Below are 19,622 nucleotides of genomic sequence, written 5' to 3' on the forward strand. Positions count from 1 at the left end.
TTTAACACCTCAGTTCCATTAAGCCACTTTAAAAACTTGATCTGTTTCTAATAATTCTTTCGCTGCGTTTTCGTCAAACCACCACGGTGAAAAGTTACGTGGATCATCAAAATTATTAACGATCTGAGAAGCTAAATTATGATTTTGAGATGCTGCACCTAGTAGCTCAACAACATGAGGTTTAGGTGGAACCAATAAACTATTTGTCCAGCTCACGACTTTTTCAGCATATGACCAATATTTTTCAAATGTTGACTCCATCCAATCTTCAGTAAACGCTTGATTACCGTGTGCTAAGATCGCATCGAAATAAACCTTGCTACACTTAGCTGCATTATTTGATCCTTGACCTGTGATTGGATCATTCACCACCAATGCATCTGCCATACCAAATATTTTTTTACCAGAAGCCAATGTCATGACAGGTTTACGTACCGTTGGTGGGAAACGTCCTGCTAAATATCCGCCATGATCTGTCAGCGTTACGTCTTTACAACGCTCATATTCCCACGGCAAATGTTCTTTCAAAATTTCTAAGCTTTTATTTAAATGTTCTTCTGGTGTTTTAACTTCAGCCCAGCAATCCATAGGACCATTAGGAATCCCTTCAAAAACCATAATGTCACATGGACCATTTACTGTAAGCGCAGGAAAACAAAAATACTCACCCACCCCAGGAATAATATTAAAGCTCACTCTCGAGTATGGTGATATTGGCTTCATTCCATTCACATAAGTTAAAGCCAATGCACGCTGAGGTTTGTCAAAAGTACTACGTTCTGCGTCACGTACAAACTCTTTAACCACTTCACCTTTACCCGCAGCCAATAGCACTAATTCATACTCGTCAGCCAAATGTTCTAATTCATTTAGACCGACATCTTGGAGAACAAACTTGCCTCCACGGCGCTGAAACTCTTCAAGCCAATAAGGCATCTTGACACGTTGATCAACAGATTGAGCATAACGCTCTAATCGCGCGCTCCATTTAAATGCTCTTTCACCACTTGCTGGATCAACCAAAGCAAAACTAATACCTTCTACCGCTGGACAATGCTCTTCCCAAAAATTTAATCCTAAATCACGCTCAGTCTGTAACGCAGTATGGAACATACATTGACTAGACATGACTTTGCCTTGACGAATCTCATCAGGAGTTTTATTCGACAAAATCGTGATGTCATATCCCTTATCAAGCAGTCCTAATCCAAGTTGAAGTCCTGACTGACCTGCACCAACAATTGCAATTTTTCTCATCTTTATTCTCCAATATTTAATTTATTCTGCTAAACGTGGTATTGCGGGTTGATTCGTTTCAGGCCCCATGACTGAATACCCACCATCTACCGCATAATCTGCGCCAGTCACAAAACTTGCAGCATCCGACAATAAGAATGTCACTACATTTGCCACTTCTGCCGGATTACCCAAACGTCCCAAGAGATGATAATCACTTGCTACAGCATCAGCTTTCGCACGATTTTGTCCACTCACTTCAGAAATTACTCTCGACCAAGTCCAACCTGGTGAAACTGAATTGACACGGATACCATCTGGCGCAAAATCCATTGCCATTGATTTGGTCAGTTGTAAAATTGCTGCTTTAGACACTGGATATAACCAACGCCCCGTTTGAGCACATTGCGCTGAAATCGAGGTGAAATTCACCACTGACCCTTTATTTTTTTGCAAATCTTCATATACGGCACGCGTTAGCTCAACAATAGACACCAAATTGATATCTAATGCTTTTAACCAATCTGATCGTGGTGATTTGAAACCATCATCAAGATAGGTACATGCCAAATTCACTAAATAACTGACTTCACCTAGATGATTTCTAATGCTGTTCACCGCTTCCTGAATTGCGATGTCTGAAGTTAGATCAGTTTGTATAAACATCACTTCATAAGGATGTTGCGCAGCTATGGTTTTTCCGTAATCATCAATGTCTAAAATGGCAACTTTAGCCCCTAAATTCACGAGACTTTGAACCACAGCCTGTCCAATCAATGTTGATCCACCACTGACAATGGCAACTTTATCTTTAATATTTAATTCCATTTTTTTGCCCCATTTATTTTGATTATTCGATTGGCTTACCAGCACTCGACTCCCAACTTGGCATCAAGCCATTTGAAGGAATATCTTCATCTAAAAGTTTTTTCGCTGTTTCTACACCTGCAACAGGCAATCCTTCTGGATTAAGTAGTCCTATTTGGACAAGTACAGAAGCTTGATCCCAATAAATATGTTCGTGACAAAGTTTTGGACCTCTAAACTGAATGACCCCCAACATTGGAATTTCGACATATTTTCCAGTCGGTTTTACACCTGGTAATAACCAATCAATTTCAGTGTCGTGAGTGAAACTCATGATGAATTCATCCACAACCTGAGTAGATCCCACGGTTCTTGAAATTGAGGTGATTTTCATATCTTGAGGATTTTGATGTACAAAATGATATCGATAGAATCGCCCTAACTGGCTATATCCCACACCACCTGTCAATGTTGGAATGTGATTCACATATGGTTGAGCGACCATCGTTGCCATGGTTGCTGGTACATCGCGCGTGTCGAACTCATGTCTGATATGCTCTTCCCACAATGCAACTAAGTCATAGTGAGGGCCAACCGTTTCATGTAACGCTGTTACGGTACGTTCATGGGCAAATCGCGCCGATGGTTTGTGATAATGATCGCTGTTCGGTCGTGCAAATGCGTGATCAACACCTTCATAAACATAAGCATGAATATGTTTAAATTGTGCGCATGCTTCAGTAATTTGATTTCGCGCTTCAGCTGGACAGAATTGATCAAGTTCAGCCATGTGTAACACAAGCTTACCCTTCACATTCGAGAGTTCATCGAGCGCTTTTTCAATGCCTACACCGTAGTAAGCAACCGAACACGCTAAGTTATCAATGCGGCATGCAGCCAAATATGCAAGTTTTCCACCAAGACAATATCCGACCACTGACTGACCCGTAGTCGTGTCACATGCATCTAAAGTTGATAAAAAACTTAAACTTTCACGAATATCATTTACACCCTGATCTTCATCATATTGCTGATAAAGTTGTAAAGCTTTTTCAAAATCCTCAGGTGTATAACCTAGCTCAATGTTTGGTGCAGTACGCCAAAATAGATCTGGGACTAAAACGGTATAGCCTTCCTCTGCGAGAAAGTCAGCTTTTGCTCGCATCGCTGCATTAATACCAAATATTTCATGGCACAATACAATCCCTGGACCTTTCTTCGCTTCTGGGACTGCCAAATACCCTGAATAGCGATTCCCTGATTTGGTAGTGATCTCAATCGTTTGACCTGTCATTTTTTCTTCCCTAAGACATCGAATATGATCTGATCATGAAATGAAATGCGATAACAAACTGTCCAAAAGATGCGGAGACTATCCAGAGACTGCTGATTCTTTACACAAAGAATTTGCATAAATGGATATCGAATTTAATTATTCAATGAACGAAATTGAGTCGTTGGTTATAATATTGGTTCGACTCATTTATCTTTTGCTAAAAATAGATCTTATAATCGATTTACGCATTTTTTCTCATGCTAAGCTTGAGCAGTACTTCTTCGTTTCAAATTTAACTACAGGTTTTTTTCACAGATGACTTTAGATCAATCCAATATCGATCTTTCAACATTGACGCCAATGATGCAGCAATACATGACGGTGAAATTACAGCACCCGCATTCGTTAATGTTCTATCGTATGGGTGATTTCTACGAGTTATTTTTTGACGATGCGCATAAAGCCGCTAAAATTTTAGGGATTACGTTAACCCACCGTGGTAAAGCGAATGGACAACCGATACCAATGGCTGGAGTTCCGTATCATGCAGCAGAAGGATACCTAGCACGATTAGTCAAAAAAGGTGAAACCGTTGTTATTTGTGAACAACTTGGGGAAGTCACTGGTAAAGGACCTGTCGAACGTGGTGTAGTCAGAATTATTACACCGGGAACATTGACAGACGACGCATTGCTAAATGCCCATCAGAGTTCAAATTTAGTATCCATCTGTATTAAATCTGATGAAATTGGTATCGCCCTATTAGATCTCAGTGCGGGTATTTTTAAAGTCCAACAACAAAGTTTTCAAGCTGAACAACTTCCTCTAGAACTTGCGCGTCTTATGCCAAGTGAAGTTTTGATTGATGAGGATTTCAAGCATCCAGAAGTGGTTGAACAGATTAAGCAAATTCTTGATTGTCCCGTTACAAAACGCCCAAATGTAGACTTCAATATGAATAATGCGCAAAAAACTTTATGTGATCAATTCGCCGTAAGTACTTTATCTGGCTTTGGAATTGAACATCTTGAGTTAGCGAAAGCAGCCGCGGCAGCTTTAATTCATTATGCCAAAGATACACAAAAGACGGCATTGCCACATATTCGTTCAATTCGACTTGAACAAAGCTCCGACTTTATTGCTCTTGATCCTGTGACGCGACGAAATCTAGAGATTATTGATCCTTTGTTTGAGCATGGCACTTCATTATTTGATTTAACCAACCAATGCCAAACGGCTATGGGTAGCCGACTGCTTAGTCGAACGTTAATGCAACCGATTCGTGATACTGCATTGTTGGATCAGCGTTTAGATGCGATACAAACAATACTCTCTGGCTATCATGAAGCTCCGATTCGTCTGGTATTAAAAGAAATTAGTGATATCGAACGCGTACTCAGCCGTGTGGCATTAGGAAGTGCGCGACCGCGTGATTTAGTGCAACTACGTCAAGCCTGTGCTCAGATTCCGTATTTACGCCATGCATTAGCACCAATGACCTCAACACAGCAATCCGCTTTAATCGATCAATTGAATGAGGAATTGGGTGACTTTAATTGTTTACATCATCGCCTCATGTCAGCCATTGTGGAAAACCCACCTGTTCTATTAAGAGATGGTAATGTCATTGCAAATGGTTTTGATCATGAATTGGATGAACTTCGTCAAATACGCGATCATGCAGGACAATTTCTAATTGATTTAGAAATCAAAGAAAGAGAAACAACAGGTATAAACACACTAAAAATCGGTTATAACCGAGTGAGTGGCTACTATATTGAATTAACCAGAGCGCAAGCTGAACAAGCTCCTGCCCATTATATTCGTCGTCAAACATTAAAAAATGCTGAACGTTATATCACCCCTGAATTGAAGTCTTTCGAAGATAAAGTGCTTTCAAGTGAATCGCGTGCATTGGCTCGTGAAAAACTTTTGTTTGAAATGTTATTGGATGAATTACGTCAAGATATTGCCAATCTTCAAATGATGGCGAGTGCTATTGCACAACTGGATGTACTGACAAACTTCGCACATCTATCAAGATTATATAATTGGAATCGTCCGGAATTTAGCCCTGAAATTGGAATACACATTCAAGCAGGACGCCATCCCGTTGTTGAATCACTGATTAAAACGCCTTACACCCCAAATGATACTTATCTAGATGTACAGCATCGTATGTCGATTATCACAGGCCCAAATATGGGTGGTAAATCGACATTCATGCGTCAGACGGCCTTAATTACGCTATTGGCATATTGCGGTAGTTTCGTTCCAGCGAAATTTGCCAAATTGGGACCTATTGATCGGATCTTTACTCGTATCGGCTCAGCAGACGATCTTTCTTCTGGCAAATCTACATTTATGGTGGAAATGACGGAAACTTCTCAAATTTTACATCATGCCACTCAACAATCTTTGGTATTGATGGACGAAGTAGGTCGTGGCACCAGTACTTATGATGGTTTATCATTAGCTTGGGCTTGTGTTCTTGATTTGACGCATCGCATTAAATGTTTATGTCTTTTTGCAACACACTATTTTGAATTAACAGAATTAGGCATGGATCCGTGTATTGATAATTATCATGTCACTGCGCAAGAAGTGAATGGTCATCTCATCTTATTGCATAAGGTTCAAAAAGGTCCTGCAAGTCAAAGTCATGGTTTACAGGTCGCTAAACTAGCAGGTATTCCTCAAAACGTGATTAAAGAGGCTCAAGCTAAACTTAAAAAACTGGAGAAACTCCAACTGCAAACTCAACCTGTGCAAAAAGATTTGTTCTCTCAAGATTTATTTTCAAATAGTGAACCTGTAGAAAAAATTATTGAAGTTGAAAAAGTGGTTGAAATTCATCAACCTTCTCAAGTTGAACAACTTCTTTCAGAAATTATTGTAGATGACTTAAGTCCAAGACAGGCTTTAGACCAACTCTACCAACTCAAACAATTACTCCAAAAATCTTAGTTCAAGCACACTCAATCAATAAGCCAGCGATCTGCTGGCTTTTTTTAATCATGATTTTTGAAATCAGTGGCAGAATGCCTGAGAATTTGCAGATTAGTACGATCTCATCATAAATATTACTGATTTAGTAGCATCCCCTATATTAAATATCAAGAAAAGGAATTGTTAGTTTCGTACAATTTGCCTAAAATACAGCATTCGTTATTAGAACCATATTTTTTAGGTAGCTGACGCCATGACCTTTGTTGTCACTGAAAATTGTATTAAATGTAAGTATCAAGACTGCGTAGAAGTTTGCCCAGTTGACTGTTTCTATGAAGGTCCAAACTTTCTAGTCATTAATCCAGATGAGTGTATTGACTGCGCGTTATGTGAGCCTGAATGCCCTGCTAATGCCATTTTCTCGGAAGATGAACTACCTGAAGGTCAAGAAGTCTTTATCGAACTCAATGCTGAACTTGCAGAAAAATGGCCAAACATTACTCAGATTGGTGATCAACCAGCTGACCGTGAAGAATGGAATGGCAAACCAAACAAATTGCAATATTTAGAAAAATAATCCAATGAGAGATCAGCTTCGGCTGATCTTTTTTATACCCAATTGGTACATTTATTTGCAATTTATACGCATTCTTGATAATCAATTAGCATAAAATAGAAACTTATTTGCTTTAGTAAAATTTATTGATAATGAAATTAATTTTGAAGGGCTTGTGCTCAATCAGTGCAATATCGTTGATATTGATTGGATGTACGTCCTCCCCTCAAAAAGGACGAACAATCGTCACCAATGATGGTCAACGCATATATATTCCACAAGAAAAAATAACCTATGAACGTCCAGCGCGACCAAAAGTCATGCCGAATTCTTATCGTGTTTGGCTGATGCAAGGAAATAACCAAGCTCAAGCACGAGAATATGAACAATACTTAGAACGTAATAATGTTGGCAATATTATCCCAAGTTTTGAACTCTTTAAATCAGCACGTGCTTGGCAAAAATGTGGTAAATCTGAATATATGGTTCCTAACCGTGAGCTGTGGTCGAATCAGTTAGCGACACTGAAAGTATTTAAATATCTCGTTGCAGCAAGGATTCTAACTGATTTTGAGGTTACATCTGTATATCGTGACCTTCCGTTAAATCAGTGTGCTGGTGGTGCAGGTTCGTCTCGACACTTGTATAACTCAGCCATTGATTTCAGAATTGGTCCTGAATTTCCTAAGGCTGAAGATTATGCCTTCATCGAAAATTCTAAATTTAAATTATGCCAATTTTGGCAAAATTATGGTCAAAGCTTAAATATGGGCTTAGGTTTGTATGCGACTGGTCAAATACATATTGATACTCAAGGTTACCGTACTTGGGGACCTGATCTGACTCGAAATACATCTTTATGCCATTACTAATTTTAGATGATCAGATTAAATTAAGAGGTCTTTGACCTCTTTTTTTTGACTGATTTTTCAGCATCAAAGCATCAGAAATTTGCACATTCACTCGAAACGATTACAATGCACTGAACTCCCTAAAGGTACTCAGTTATGCAACAACAATGGTCAGATATTGATGCTTATATTGAATCTCATCTGATGCCAGAAGATCCAATTTTAACTCAGACTCTACAAAATACAGCTGATAAGGGTTTTCCTGACCATCTAGCAGTTGCTGCTAACCAAGGCATGTTATTACAAATGTTGATTCAAATGAATCAGTGTAAGCGTGTGTTAGAGCTTGGAACCTTTGCGGCTTATAGCACCATGTGGCTAGCTAGAGCCCTCCCTGAGGATGGATATATTCTCACGATCGAGGGTCGTGATACACATGCAGCACTCGGTCAAGAAAATATCGACAATGCGAAATTAAAGCAAACGGTTGAATTAAAAGTCGGTCGCGCTGCTGATATTCTCAAATCTTTACCTGAAAATTTTGAGCCATTTGACTTTATATTTATTGATGCTGATAAACAAAGTTACCCAGAGTATTTAGAACTATCACTTAAATTTTCACGCTCAGGTACCATTATTTTTTTAGATAATGTGATTCGCGCTGGTGATATTCTGGATGAAAAAAATGTCAAACCAAGCATCGAAGGTATTCGTGAAATGTACCGCCTCATGCAGAATCATCCTCGACTACTGTTGAGTACAGCCTTACAAACGGTCGGCAGTAAAGGACATGATGGTTTTGCACTGGCGATTGTCAAATAAATCTTAATAGCAGTCATTAGTATCACTTAAAGGAGTATTCATCAATTTGAATACTCCTTTTTCTTGCGCTAAAGCCCTGAAAAAGTTATCCCCGATTCCTGTTTGTATTCCTGTGGATAAAAATAAAATATTATGGCAAACACTTGATTTTCATATACTTTAATAAAAAGATTATAAAATAATCAAACTATAAAACCCTACTATTCTAAAAATTTATCCACCTTCTACCAGTAAAGTTGACCGAATATTTATCAAGTAAAATTAATCAAAACTGATTGATCATTTCGCAACCAACAATGGAACGACTGAATTTCTAAATATATTGGTCGTAATACTGCCCAAGAAAAATTGTTTTACTTTACTGCGACTATAAGCGCCTAGCACAATTAATTGAATTTGATGTTGTTGCTGATAATCTAAAATATTCTCAGCGACATCTCCAAAACGGTATTCAACAACCACATCCAATCCAGCTTCACGTAAATACTGAGCTGGGATATCAAGAATTTCAGGATGATCACCGACATAAAGCAAATGACACTGAAGTGTTCTTAATAAATCACTTTTAGCAACACGATGCATCATCTCTTTACAAGTCTGAGAATCTTCATAGGCAAAAATAAAACGTGTTGGGGGCTTAAAGGTTTCACCAACAGTTAGAACAGTACAACGAGCACCACGAATAAAATTCTCTACATTACTCCCTAAGCTTTTGTGTTTTTCTGCAGAGCGCTCACCTACTCGACCAATAATCGCAATGTCATTTTCATTTAAAACATTGAAACTCTGTTCGAGGAAATCGCCTTTTTCTTGAATTTTTATAGGCGTAATACCATATTTTTCTTCGATCACTTCTGAAATATGTGAAAGAAGATTATTACTATAATCTAAGGCTAATTCACTTTGTTTTTGTTCTAATTCCGCGAGCTCTTTTAAGAGCATCGCATTACTTTCAAATCCAATCACACCACTAATTTCACCCAGATGATAACTTGCAGGATAGTAATCTAAAACCTGTAAAAGGACTAACTCACGTTTAGTTCGATCCGCAATCCAGGCTGCTGCTTCAGCTAAGGCATGAATACATGGGGATGAATCAATACACGCAATTACACGGTTCATGATTGCCTCACTTTGACATGATGTCTGATTGTTCTTTTCTTTAAACTATCATAGCTTTCGGGCAAATGAACATGGTTTATGTAATTTAATTCAATCTTTCGCGTTACGAATTATTCACGTATTCGTATAAATTGAGCTGGATTCCCTGCAACAACTTCTCTTGCCTGAATATCCTTAGTAACCATACTATTCATACCTACAATCACCTGTTCATGTATGGTCACGCCATCTTTTATACCCACATGCGCCCCTAACCAAACATCACGATGAATCTCAATGCCTTTTGAGCGTACTGCTTGCTGGTAAATAGGTTGATCTAAACTCATGCCATGATCAAAGGCATAAAGATGACAATAAGCTGCGATCCGTACTTGGTCATGAATCTTAATCCCAACGCGTCCACCATCTAAAATACAATGATGATTAATGGCGACTTCAGACCCAATTTCTAAAGGACCATGCAAGGTACAATCCGCAGCAATAAAAGTATTATCCCCAATAATAATCTTCCGACCACGCTCAGCAAAAATATGGGCTAAAGGGGAAATGAAACAATTTTTCCCAATTTCAACAGTCTCCATATCCATTAAATAGGCTTGATAATCTTTTTGCCAAGCTTCTGCCCATTCACGATGCTTTGCCTTGAGTGACCAATATAACCAAGGCATGTAATTCAAACGATGTTTATGCTGTTCTCGGTATTTGAGTAAAGGATCATGTTCCGTCACGTTCGACATCCTCTATATTCAATTGCTCACGTCCACGAGTCACATCTTGGATTTTCAGTTTAAACGGCTCAATTTCATGAATTTGCATACGTGCAGTAATCAATACTCCTGAATCAACATATTCTTCAATATATTCAATTTTTTGTTGATTTAACTCATATTGAAAAATAGACCACTCATTAAATTGGCATTTAAAATTTACAGTTTTCTTATCGATGAGTTCAATTTTTTCGACCTGTAATAAGCATTGCCCTGCTACACCTCCGTATGCTCGTACCAAGCCTCCAGTTCCGAGTTTGATACCACCATACCAGCGGTTTACCAATACAATAATATTAGTGAGCTCATTCCCTTCAATCGTTGCAAGTATGGGTCTTCCAGCTGTTCCTGAAGGTTCTCCATCATCATTAAAACGGACTTGATGCCCAATTTTCCATGCCCAGCATTGATGGGTCGTCGAGGCATCAAAATACTGGTTTAAAAATTCTTTTACATCCTGTTCATTTTCCACAGGTGCGGTGATCGCCTGAAAACGGCTTTTCTTAATATCTTCTTCATAGATATAAGTCTGAGCAAGAGTAAATGGCATGGTAAATTACAACAATTGAACTCAAATACATTATGCGTGATTCAATCATATTAAAAAACCCAATCAAAAGATCATTGATTGGGTTTTAAACAGACTGAAAAATAAAGATTATCGTTCGCGTAACGCTTCCTTCGCCTTATTGAATGGTTTCAACAGGTATTCAAGAATCGTTTTTTGACCTGTCTTAATATCAACCGTTGATACCATACCCGGCGTGATTGGGAAAGCTTGCCCAGCTTTGTTATAAAGCTTGTCTGAATCAGTACGAATATACACACGATAATAAAACTGATCTTGTTTAACTTCATCACGTAGCGTATCAGGAGAAATGACTGTTACCTCTCCTTTTAAGCCACCGTAAATTGAATAATCGTACGCAGTGATTTTAACTAAAGCTTCCTGTCCAGGATGAATAAATGCAATATCACGCGGTGAAATTCGCGCCTCAATTAAAAGTTGTTCATCCAAAGGGACAATGGTCATTAACTTACCATTCTGAGGAATAACACCACCTAAAGTCATCACATCAATTTCTTTCACTACACCGCGGACTGGTGCTTTAAAGATTGTACGATTCAGACTATCAGATTTACCTTTGATTACTTGTTGTTGAGTTTCGACATCCGTGCTCGCCTTAGATAACTCTTCGCGTGCCTGCACATAGTACTGATTACGAATATCGTTAATTTGGTTGGTCAATTCATTTGCTTGACGTTTTAAACGTAAAACTTCAACCTCACTCGCAGCACCTTTAGCAACAAGCGGTTCTGTCATTCTCAATTCTTGCTGAACTAATGTAAGTGCTTGCGTTAAGCCAGCAATAGATTCTTCCATATTGGCACGTCTAGAACGATAAAGCTGAGTTTCCTCAGCAACCAATTTTGGAATTTTTTGAACTGATTCTGGAAATACCAGTGGACCACCATTCACTTCCGCACGTAAACGCGCAGCTGTTGCTTGCGATGACAGTAGCAACGATTCTGATTCACCCACATTTGAAGCAAATCGTGTCGGATCAAGTTGAGCAAGGGTTTGCCCTTTTTCAACAATATCACCTTCTTTAACTTCAAGTTTGGTTAGAATCCCGCCCTCTAAAGATTGAATCACTTGTTCCTTAGAAGTTGGAACCACTTTACCTGTACCATTAGAAACTTCTTCAAGTTTGAAAATAGCTGCCCAAATAATGAGTGCAAGCAAACCCAGACCAATAATCCAAATCGTAATACTGACCTTCGGTAATGGTGGCTCTAACTGAGACACTTTTAATGAACGTTGTTGTTTTAATTCTTCGCTCATGATTTAGCCCCTGAATTTGCTTGTTGCTGGCCAGAATTATTTAAAATTTGATCACGTGGGCCATCCATAACGATACGACCATCATTCACCACAATAATACGATCCACTAACTCTAATACTGCACGGCGGTGGGTTGCCACAACCAATGTGCGATGTCCAAGCCAGTTCTTCATATGATCAATTAATTGTTTTTCAGATACATCATCAATCGCAGCTGTAGGCTCATCTAACAACAGAATATTTGGCTGACAAATGAGGAGTCTTGACAATAAAAGTGCCTGACGTTGTCCACCTGAGAAGCCTACACCACCTTCTAAAATAATATGATCTAGTCCCTCCTTCTTTTCTTGAATGAAGTTGAGTGCACCGGTTACTGCAAGTGCTTTTAATAAATCATCATCTGTAGCTAATGGTGCACCTAACGTTAAGTTTTCTCTGACTGTACCAAAGAATAGGTGCGCATTTTGATTCAACAAACCTACGTCACGACGAACGTCCGATGGGTCCAACAAGGTAATATCAATATTATCTAATTGAACTTTACCTTGAACTGCGGTTTGCATACCTGAAAGTAATTGAAGAATGGTCGATTTACCTGCACCGTTACGCCCAAGAATCGCAATTTTTTCACCTGGTTTAATTTCAAGTTTAGGAATAACAATACTTGGTTTAGGATCTTCTTCGCCGTATTTAAAGACCACACCATTTAATTCATAATGACCATTGAGTACTGATCGCTGAATCAATTGTGAACGCTCAGGATGGTCAACCTGTTTACTCATTAATTCATCAAGACTTTCTTTCGCCGTTTTGGCTTGCTGATAACGACCAAGAACACCAGTTACCTGTGCAATTGGCGCTAACATACGTGAAGATAGAATCGAACATGCCACTAACGCACCAGTGGTCATTTCTCCATCCATTACCGCAAAACAACCCACCAATACTACAATTGCAAAGGTCAACCCCTGTAATTTTTGAGTCCAGAGATTCAATACGCCTACTATTTTACGTTGTTTCATGCTGATAGAAGCTGAAACATCATTCATGTGATTCCACTGATTTTGAAAACGAGACTCTGCACGTAACAGTTTAATATCTTCAATACCTTGAACGGCTTCAACAAGAATCGCATTTCGTATTGATGACTCACGCATACCCTCTTTAGCCAATTGCGCTAATTTTTTTTGCGCCAAAAGCCCTGGAATAATCATCAGCGGTACAACCACCAAAATTACCCAGAAAAGATTGCCACCAATAAGCCAAAAAATACCAAGAAACAGGAAGAAGAATGGTAAATCAGCAAAGGCGGTAATTGTTGTAGATGTTACAAGCTCACGCACACCTTCTAATTCACGAATTTGTGAAATAAACGTTCCCGTGGATTTAGATCGTTCACTATTTTTAATACGTAAAGCATGACCAAAGACCCGATCCGAGACTCTTAAATCCGCACGCTTACCAATCATATCTGAAAGAATTAATCGTGAGTATTTCAATGCGAATTCAAAGATTGCAGCAAGTAATACACCACCTGCCAGCACCCACAAGGTTGGAATAGATTGTGCTGGAATAACACGGTCATACACATTCATCGAGAATACGATTGTCGCGAGTGCTAATACGTTTGCAAGCAATGATGCAAACATAATATCGATATAGCGTTTCCAATCGCGTAATACAATTTCCCAAAACCAATTTTTTTCGTACGGTTTAATGTATTCGTCAATACGCGCATCAGGTACTGAGGTTTCTGGTCTTAAAATATAGACTGAGTCGATGACATCTAATAATGTATCTACTGAAAATGTCTGTGCTAACCCTTCATCACCGCTCAGTTGAACACTTGCGTTACCTTGTGCATCTGCACGATCAATGACGCCAACTTGCCCATCTTTAAATCCGACCAATACCGGTAAACGCCACGGATTTAAAATATCAGGGCTAAAATCCACTTTACGGACATGTAAACCTACTTGGCGTGTCATAATTGCCAAGATGTCGTCGACTGACTGGTTCTGATTCCAATTTAGTTCTAAGCGAATACGTTCAGCAGAGGTTTCAATTCGATAATGACGTGCAACCGTCAGGACACCTTGTAACCATGGTTGATAATTTATTCTTGTATTCATGGTTTCAATTCTACCCCTTGAATGGTCAAATTATTAAGTTGATATACATCGCGGCTCTTACCAGAAGCGGCAATATATTGAACTAAGTTTTCATAAATATCATAACGTGCCGTTTCAATATCTGAATTTGAACGGTGAATCGCTTGCTCAGCATTTAAAAGATCAACAGCTGTACGAGTGCCAAGTTTATATTGTTCTTGATATAACTCTTTCGTTCTGACTGATGTCGCTTGTTGATCAATCAATACTTTCATTTGTCGCTGTTTATTTTCTACTTGCTCTTGAGCACGACGTATTTCATCAATTGTTTCTAAATAAATTGCATTTACTTTTGCTTTAGCAGCTTCTTCTGCAAACGATGCCGCACGACTACGTGAACTAATTGCACCACCTTGGAAGAAAGTACTATTTGCTTCAAGCATAATAGAGCTATCTGTTCCATCGTCTTGATTGTTATTTGGATTACGTCCGTTGACTGCTTGACTTAATGTACCTTTAACATTTAACGTAGGATAACGACTCAATTGAGTTTGTTTTTTTTCTAATTCTGCAACATCAACTTCAGCTTTGGCAGCCATCATTTTCGGAATTTCGTTAAACTTTGGCTCTGAATAAATATCTGAAGCCTTAATTAAACTCTCAGGAATTTCCCAGTTATATTTTGATATATCTGTTCCCATCAAAGTTCTAAGACGTTGTTTAAATACATTGAGCTGTGTTTCTTGCAGAATTAAATTTGATTGTGCAGATTCATAATATGATTGCGCTTGAATTGGATCGGCCTGACTGCTGATACCTGCCTCTGCACGTAAGTTAGCAATTTCTCGGATTCGTGATATACCAGCAATTTGCTCACGTGCAATACGTGTAATTTCTTCATATCGCTTAATGTTCACAATGGCAGAAGCCACTTCAAGAGCAATTTGGTCAATTGTGACAAGAACTTGAGCTTGGCTAAACTGTAACTTGGCTTCTTCTGTACTCACTAGTGATTTTTGTTTACCAAAGTCAAAAAGTAGTTGTGTCGCATTGACATTAAATAATTGACGCCCTCTTTCTCCTGAAGTCATATCTCCAGTTGAAACACCTGCACTCAACTGTGGGTAATAACCTGCTTTAGCAACATCAATAAATGCATTTTGTGATGCGAGTGAAGAAACACTTTGTGTCACTTCAGGATGTCTAGCTACTGCGATCTTGATCGCATCGTATAAACTTAACGTTTGTTTATCAGCCGTACCATTCACAAGTGGCATCAAAGATGCTGGAGCACTAGGCGAAGCTTGTGTCGTTATCACAGGCAATTGTTCGACCTGTTTAGGATCAAAGCTAAAATCACTCAGTTCATTTAACTTAACTTGTCTAAAGTCATCATCAGCTTTAGGTTTAAAAAACTGATCCATATTTGATTTTAATGCAGTTAAACTGAATTTTTTCTTTGCTTGCGGTTCAGCATTCACCGTATTGTATTTTAGTTCAGAGACGACTTGATCAGCTTTAGGCTTAATATTTACAACTGGCTTAATCGACTGCGATTGTTCAGATATTTTCGCTTTCTGCTCTATTGGTTTTGAATAAACAATTGTAGGTTTATTTACAGCCAAAGCACTAGTCTGTTGTTGAACGATCAAGTTTGGACGCTCAATTACATTCTCTGTTTCTAACTTATTATGAGAACCTGATTTAAAAGGCCAAAAAGCTTTGGCTTTAGATACAAGACTTTGACGATGTTCAACTTGCGCTACTGTTGAAGGTGGAGCTTGTAGCAAGTTGTTTTGGCTGTTAATTTGTTGATCATTAACAATCTTCGGTTTTGGTGTATTAGACACTTTCAATGAAGATTCACTCACCGATTTTTGTAAAGACGGTGTCAAAACTTTTGTATTTGAAACATTGCCAGCAGCTTGGTGATGCCCCTCATCCAGCTTAGTTTTATCTTTGCCTATATTCCCAATAAATGTAAAGAGTTTACTTTTTGGTTTTTCTGTTTTGTCTTCTGAAACCGATGTTTCATTTTCTAGTAATTTTGCGTGTTGCGCCTCAATTAAAGATTCTGTTAGTTGATTTTGGATCTTTGGTTTAAGCGGTTTTAAAACCTGACGAGTGTCTTTAGTAGCGGGTTGTACAGTAGATGAAATAGTAGGTTTTAGAACATTTGGCGCTGAAGCCTCTTCAATATCCTGCTTTACCTTTGGCAGCAATACTTTTGGTTCAGATGCCGCTTTTTCACGCTTAACAAATGCAAAGAAAGATTTCTTTTGAGTCTTTTCCTTCGACTCATTCTGAGACTGCGAATTAGATAAAGGTATAGTGTTAACTTGAGCAATTTCATTTTCGACTATGTCGTCTAAATCAGGAACTTGTTCAATAACTTTAGGAACAAGAACCTGTTCTTTTACTTGCTCTTTCGAGATTTTGGATTTCGATTGGAATAATTTAAAACGTGGCTTTTCAAGCTGTTCAGGTATATCTTCAACAGTCTTTTTTTCCAAACTAAAGTTGATTTTTGGTTTTTGTAATTCTGCTGATAGTGCACGTTGGGTATCGTCAATTGCTAGAGGAGCGATTGCATCTTCAGCATGTACTTGTGTCGTACATAAACTGATCGCAAACAGCGTGATATACCCCATATCCTTCTGACTTAATTGATGTTTAGCCACTTGTAATCTCTATTAAAAAGTGTGAACTACGTCACATAAAATCAATCGTATTCTACAATGATTTTTATATTATTTCTGCGTCAATTGTAAACTTACGATTTGTTTGAGTTAATTTACAGTCTAAATATCTATAAAACAACATTATTTTATAGATATCACACTATTTTTTTAAACTGTGAAATCATCACCTAAATAAACTTTACGGACAGTTTCATCCATAAGTACTTGATCTGGTGTTCCTTCCGCAATGACAGATCCTTCGCTGACAATATAAGCATGCTCACAAATCGCGAGCGTTTCGCGAACGTTATGGTCTGTAATGAGCACACCGATACCACGTTCTTTTAAATTGCGAATAATGTCTTTGATATCACCTACAGAAATTGGATCTACCCCAGCAAAAGGCTCATCAAGGAGCATAAACTTAGGATCGGCGGCTAATGCTCGAGCGATTTCAGCACGGCGACGCTCCCCCCCTGACACACTCATCCCCAAAGAATCTTTAATATGTGTAATTTTAAAGTCTTCTAATAACTCTTGAAGTCTCTCTTTGCGTTGTTGCTTATTAAGATCCTTGCGCGTTTCAAGAATCGCCATAATATTATCTGAAATACTCAATTTACGAAAAATTGAAGCCTCTTGTGGCAAATAACCAATTCCATGACGAGCACGCTCATGCATTGCAAGGTCCGAAAGATCAAGATTATCTAAATGAATTTCACCTTTATCCATTCGAACCAGTCCGACTACCATGTAAAAGCTTGTCGTTTTTCCCGCCCCGTTCGGTCCAAGCAAACCCACAATTTGACCACTTTGCATGCTAAATGAAACATCTTTCACCACCCAGCGTTTACTATAAACTTTGGCAAGATGTTTAATTTTTAATGTTTGGATTTGTGATTCATTGACACTCATTAATCACGTACTCCAGAGAATGATTTTGAGGCAGAAGGGGGAATGATAATTTGTACACGACCTTTCGAACTGCCTGTGCCACTACTGCCACCGCCTACAACTTCGATATCACCCTTATTCATACTGTAACGCAAAGTGTTCCCACGAATACTTGCGCCATCTTGATACAAATATGCATTGCCCGACAAAGTAATAATGCCTGTATCAGCGTTATATACAATTTTAGAGGCTTCACCACGTGCAATGCCACGTTTAGACTCTAATTGCTGTTGGAACTTTGCAGGAGAACCTGACGCATTTACTGAGCTAATTTGGCGATTGGCATTGAGATTAGCAACAATAGAAGCTGCATTTAACTTGAAAGTACCTTGTTCAACAGAAACATTCCCCACATAGGTCGTTATACCTGTTTTATCATTATAGGTCGCACGATCAGCTAAAAGCATGATGGGTTGATTACGATCGCTTGGCAATGCAAATGCCATAACAGAAATAGAACTGAGTGCCACCATTGCTATTGCTTTAAGCATTTTCGAACCTGATAAATAAGAAGGTTTAGTTTGGTGCATACTTTCCTCGAATATTTTTAAAATCGTACTGACCTTCATTCAAATCTGCTTCTAAGCCTTGGCTGACAAAATCTGCATTTGGTGTTTGTACAGTAACTTGCTCAGATGTTTCAAGCTTTCTTGTTTTTGGATATCCTGTAAGCGCATCGGTTCGAAAAACCATTTTGCCCATTTCTCCTTGCTTGGTTGCAACAACATCTCCAGATAACACAATCTTCTCATTGTCATTGAAACCATGTGCTTGTTTAGCATAAAACGTAGCGTCTTCTACATTATCAGTAAACATGCTGGCATTTAAATTCTGCAAGCTTGATGTTTTCTGTTTCATATCTTGGTTCAGTTCATCCACTGTAGCCTTAACATAAAGCATGCCTTTTTCATCAGTTTGCAAAAGATTAATATTCTTTGCCGAATATGTCATCGATTGAGCGGATGAACCCTCTAATTTTTTCCCTTTACCACTGTAATAATAATAGCCGCCACTTATAGCAGCGACGATAACAGCAGTAATGTATAAAACTTTAGTATCCATAAATCATCAACTATATTCAGCGTTCATATCAACTGCGTATTAATGCATTACAGCCAAATATTTTTCAAGAAGTTCATGGTAAACCCCTTTTGACAACAATAACATGTCACAAATTTCACGCACAGCGCCACGACCACCATAAGCTTGGGTTACAAGGTCTGCACGACGACGAACCTCAACATGACCATTTGGCACTGTTACTTTCATTCCCGCAATCGCAAAAGCAGATAAATCTGGCCAATCATCACCCATATACAAGCAATCTTCTGGTTTTAAACCTAGTTGCGTACAAGCTTGCTGTAAGGCAGTCCCTTTGTCTTCACGCCCCTGATAAACTAAGTCTACACCTAGATCACTCATACGCTTTGTCACAATATTGCTTTGGCGACCGGTAATAATGACAACTTTAATTCCAGCTTGCTGAACAAGTTTCATCCCAAGTCCATCACGAATATCAAATGACTTAATTTCATCACCTGAGTTCGTCAACGTTACAAAACCATCACTTAGAATACCATCTACATCCAAAACCAATGCTTCGATATGTCGTGCTTGTTCTAACAATACATAAGATGCCATGAA

The 19,622-nt window shown here is 38.6% G+C and carries 17 protein-coding genes; 4 read left to right on the forward strand and 13 right to left on the reverse strand.

The genetic code is table 11. The features are described from left to right. Positions 1-18: 18 nt before the first annotated feature. Genes AC1M9D_RS06535 through AC1M9D_RS06545 form a run of 3 tightly spaced genes read right to left on the reverse strand, consistent with a single transcriptional unit; the run spans position 19 to position 3,337 of the window. A complete protein-coding gene (locus tag AC1M9D_RS06535; protein ID WP_481611773.1) occupies positions 19-1,257 on the reverse strand; it encodes a styrene monooxygenase/indole monooxygenase family protein in 1,239 nt (412 codons plus the stop codon). A 21-nt stretch (positions 1,258-1,278) separates the two neighbouring features. Continuing rightward, a complete protein-coding gene (locus tag AC1M9D_RS06540; RefSeq protein ID WP_092767734.1) occupies positions 1,279-2,064 on the reverse strand; it encodes an SDR family oxidoreductase in 786 nt (261 codons plus the stop codon). A gap of 22 nt (positions 2,065-2,086) precedes the next feature. Then, positions 2,087-3,337, reverse strand: coding sequence for a dienelactone hydrolase family protein (locus tag AC1M9D_RS06545; RefSeq protein WP_481611774.1), 1,251 nt, complete (start codon positions 3,335-3,337; stop codon positions 2,087-2,089). Between the two features lie 297 nt (positions 3,338-3,634). Here AC1M9D_RS06545 and mutS point away from each other — a divergent pair, with 297 nt between their 5' ends. From mutS to AC1M9D_RS06565, 4 genes are all read left to right on the forward strand, one after another. Further along, positions 3,635-6,286: a DNA mismatch repair protein MutS gene (mutS, locus tag AC1M9D_RS06550; protein WP_481611775.1), complete on the forward strand. Its 2,652-nt coding sequence runs from the start codon at positions 3,635-3,637 to the stop codon at positions 6,284-6,286. Between the two features lie 235 nt (positions 6,287-6,521). Continuing rightward, a complete protein-coding gene (fdxA, locus tag AC1M9D_RS06555; protein ID WP_035266386.1) occupies positions 6,522-6,845 on the forward strand; it encodes a ferredoxin FdxA in 324 nt (107 codons plus the stop codon). A gap of 131 nt (positions 6,846-6,976) precedes the next feature. Continuing rightward, positions 6,977-7,696 (forward strand): peptidase M15, encoded by a 720-nt coding sequence (locus AC1M9D_RS06560; protein WP_481611776.1) that lies wholly within the window; start codon positions 6,977-6,979, stop codon positions 7,694-7,696. A 135-nt stretch (positions 7,697-7,831) separates the two neighbouring features. Beyond that, positions 7,832-8,497, forward strand: a complete 666-nt coding sequence (locus tag AC1M9D_RS06565) for an O-methyltransferase (protein WP_481611777.1) — start codon at positions 7,832-7,834, stop codon at positions 8,495-8,497. Between the two features lie 279 nt (positions 8,498-8,776). Here AC1M9D_RS06565 and AC1M9D_RS06570 read toward each other — a convergent pair whose 3' ends face one another. The 10 genes from AC1M9D_RS06570 to AC1M9D_RS06615 form a co-directional block, all read right to left on the reverse strand. Beyond that, positions 8,777-9,619 (reverse strand): universal stress protein, encoded by an 843-nt coding sequence (locus tag AC1M9D_RS06570; protein ID WP_035266378.1) that lies wholly within the window; start codon positions 9,617-9,619, stop codon positions 8,777-8,779. A 110-nt stretch (positions 9,620-9,729) separates the two neighbouring features. After that, positions 9,730-10,356, reverse strand: a complete 627-nt coding sequence (locus AC1M9D_RS06575) for an acyltransferase (RefSeq protein WP_481611778.1) — start codon at positions 10,354-10,356, stop codon at positions 9,730-9,732. Continuing rightward, on the reverse strand, positions 10,334-10,936 hold the full coding sequence (locus AC1M9D_RS06580) for an IMPACT family protein (RefSeq protein ID WP_481611779.1): 603 nt from the start codon (positions 10,934-10,936) through the stop codon (positions 10,334-10,336). Before AC1M9D_RS06580 ends, AC1M9D_RS06575 begins: the two co-directional genes overlap by 23 nt. Positions 10,937-11,044: 108 nt before the next feature. Then, positions 11,045-12,232 (reverse strand): HlyD family type I secretion periplasmic adaptor subunit, encoded by a 1,188-nt coding sequence (locus AC1M9D_RS06585; RefSeq protein ID WP_035266373.1) that lies wholly within the window; start codon positions 12,230-12,232, stop codon positions 11,045-11,047. Continuing rightward, positions 12,229-14,364 (reverse strand): type I secretion system permease/ATPase, encoded by a 2,136-nt coding sequence (locus AC1M9D_RS06590; RefSeq protein ID WP_035266372.1) that lies wholly within the window; start codon positions 14,362-14,364, stop codon positions 12,229-12,231. Before AC1M9D_RS06590 ends, AC1M9D_RS06585 begins: the two co-directional genes overlap by 4 nt. Further along, positions 14,361-15,767, reverse strand: a complete 1,407-nt coding sequence (locus AC1M9D_RS06595; RefSeq protein ID WP_481611795.1) for a TolC family outer membrane protein — start codon at positions 15,765-15,767, stop codon at positions 14,361-14,363. The genes AC1M9D_RS06590 and AC1M9D_RS06595 overlap by 4 nt, the downstream gene beginning before the upstream one ends. 1,425 nt (positions 15,768-17,192) lie before the next feature. Further along, the gene (lptB, locus tag AC1M9D_RS06600; RefSeq protein ID WP_481589320.1) at positions 17,193-17,939 is read right to left on the reverse strand and encodes an LPS export ABC transporter ATP-binding protein; all 747 of its coding nucleotides are present in this window, start codon (positions 17,937-17,939) and stop codon (positions 17,193-17,195) included. Next, positions 17,939-18,469 (reverse strand): lipopolysaccharide transport periplasmic protein LptA, encoded by a 531-nt coding sequence (gene lptA, locus AC1M9D_RS06605; RefSeq protein WP_373683313.1) that lies wholly within the window; start codon positions 18,467-18,469, stop codon positions 17,939-17,941. Before lptA ends, lptB begins: the two co-directional genes overlap by 1 nt. A gap of 25 nt (positions 18,470-18,494) precedes the next feature. Beyond that, positions 18,495-19,040 (reverse strand): LPS export ABC transporter periplasmic protein LptC, encoded by a 546-nt coding sequence (gene lptC, locus AC1M9D_RS06610; protein WP_481593664.1) that lies wholly within the window; start codon positions 19,038-19,040, stop codon positions 18,495-18,497. A 39-nt stretch (positions 19,041-19,079) separates the two neighbouring features. Further along, positions 19,080-19,619, reverse strand: a complete 540-nt coding sequence (locus tag AC1M9D_RS06615) for a KdsC family phosphatase (protein WP_481611780.1) — start codon at positions 19,617-19,619, stop codon at positions 19,080-19,082. Between the last annotated feature and the right edge of the window lie 3 nt (positions 19,620-19,622).

This window comes from Acinetobacter sp. ANC_7682 (assembly GCF_056779795.1).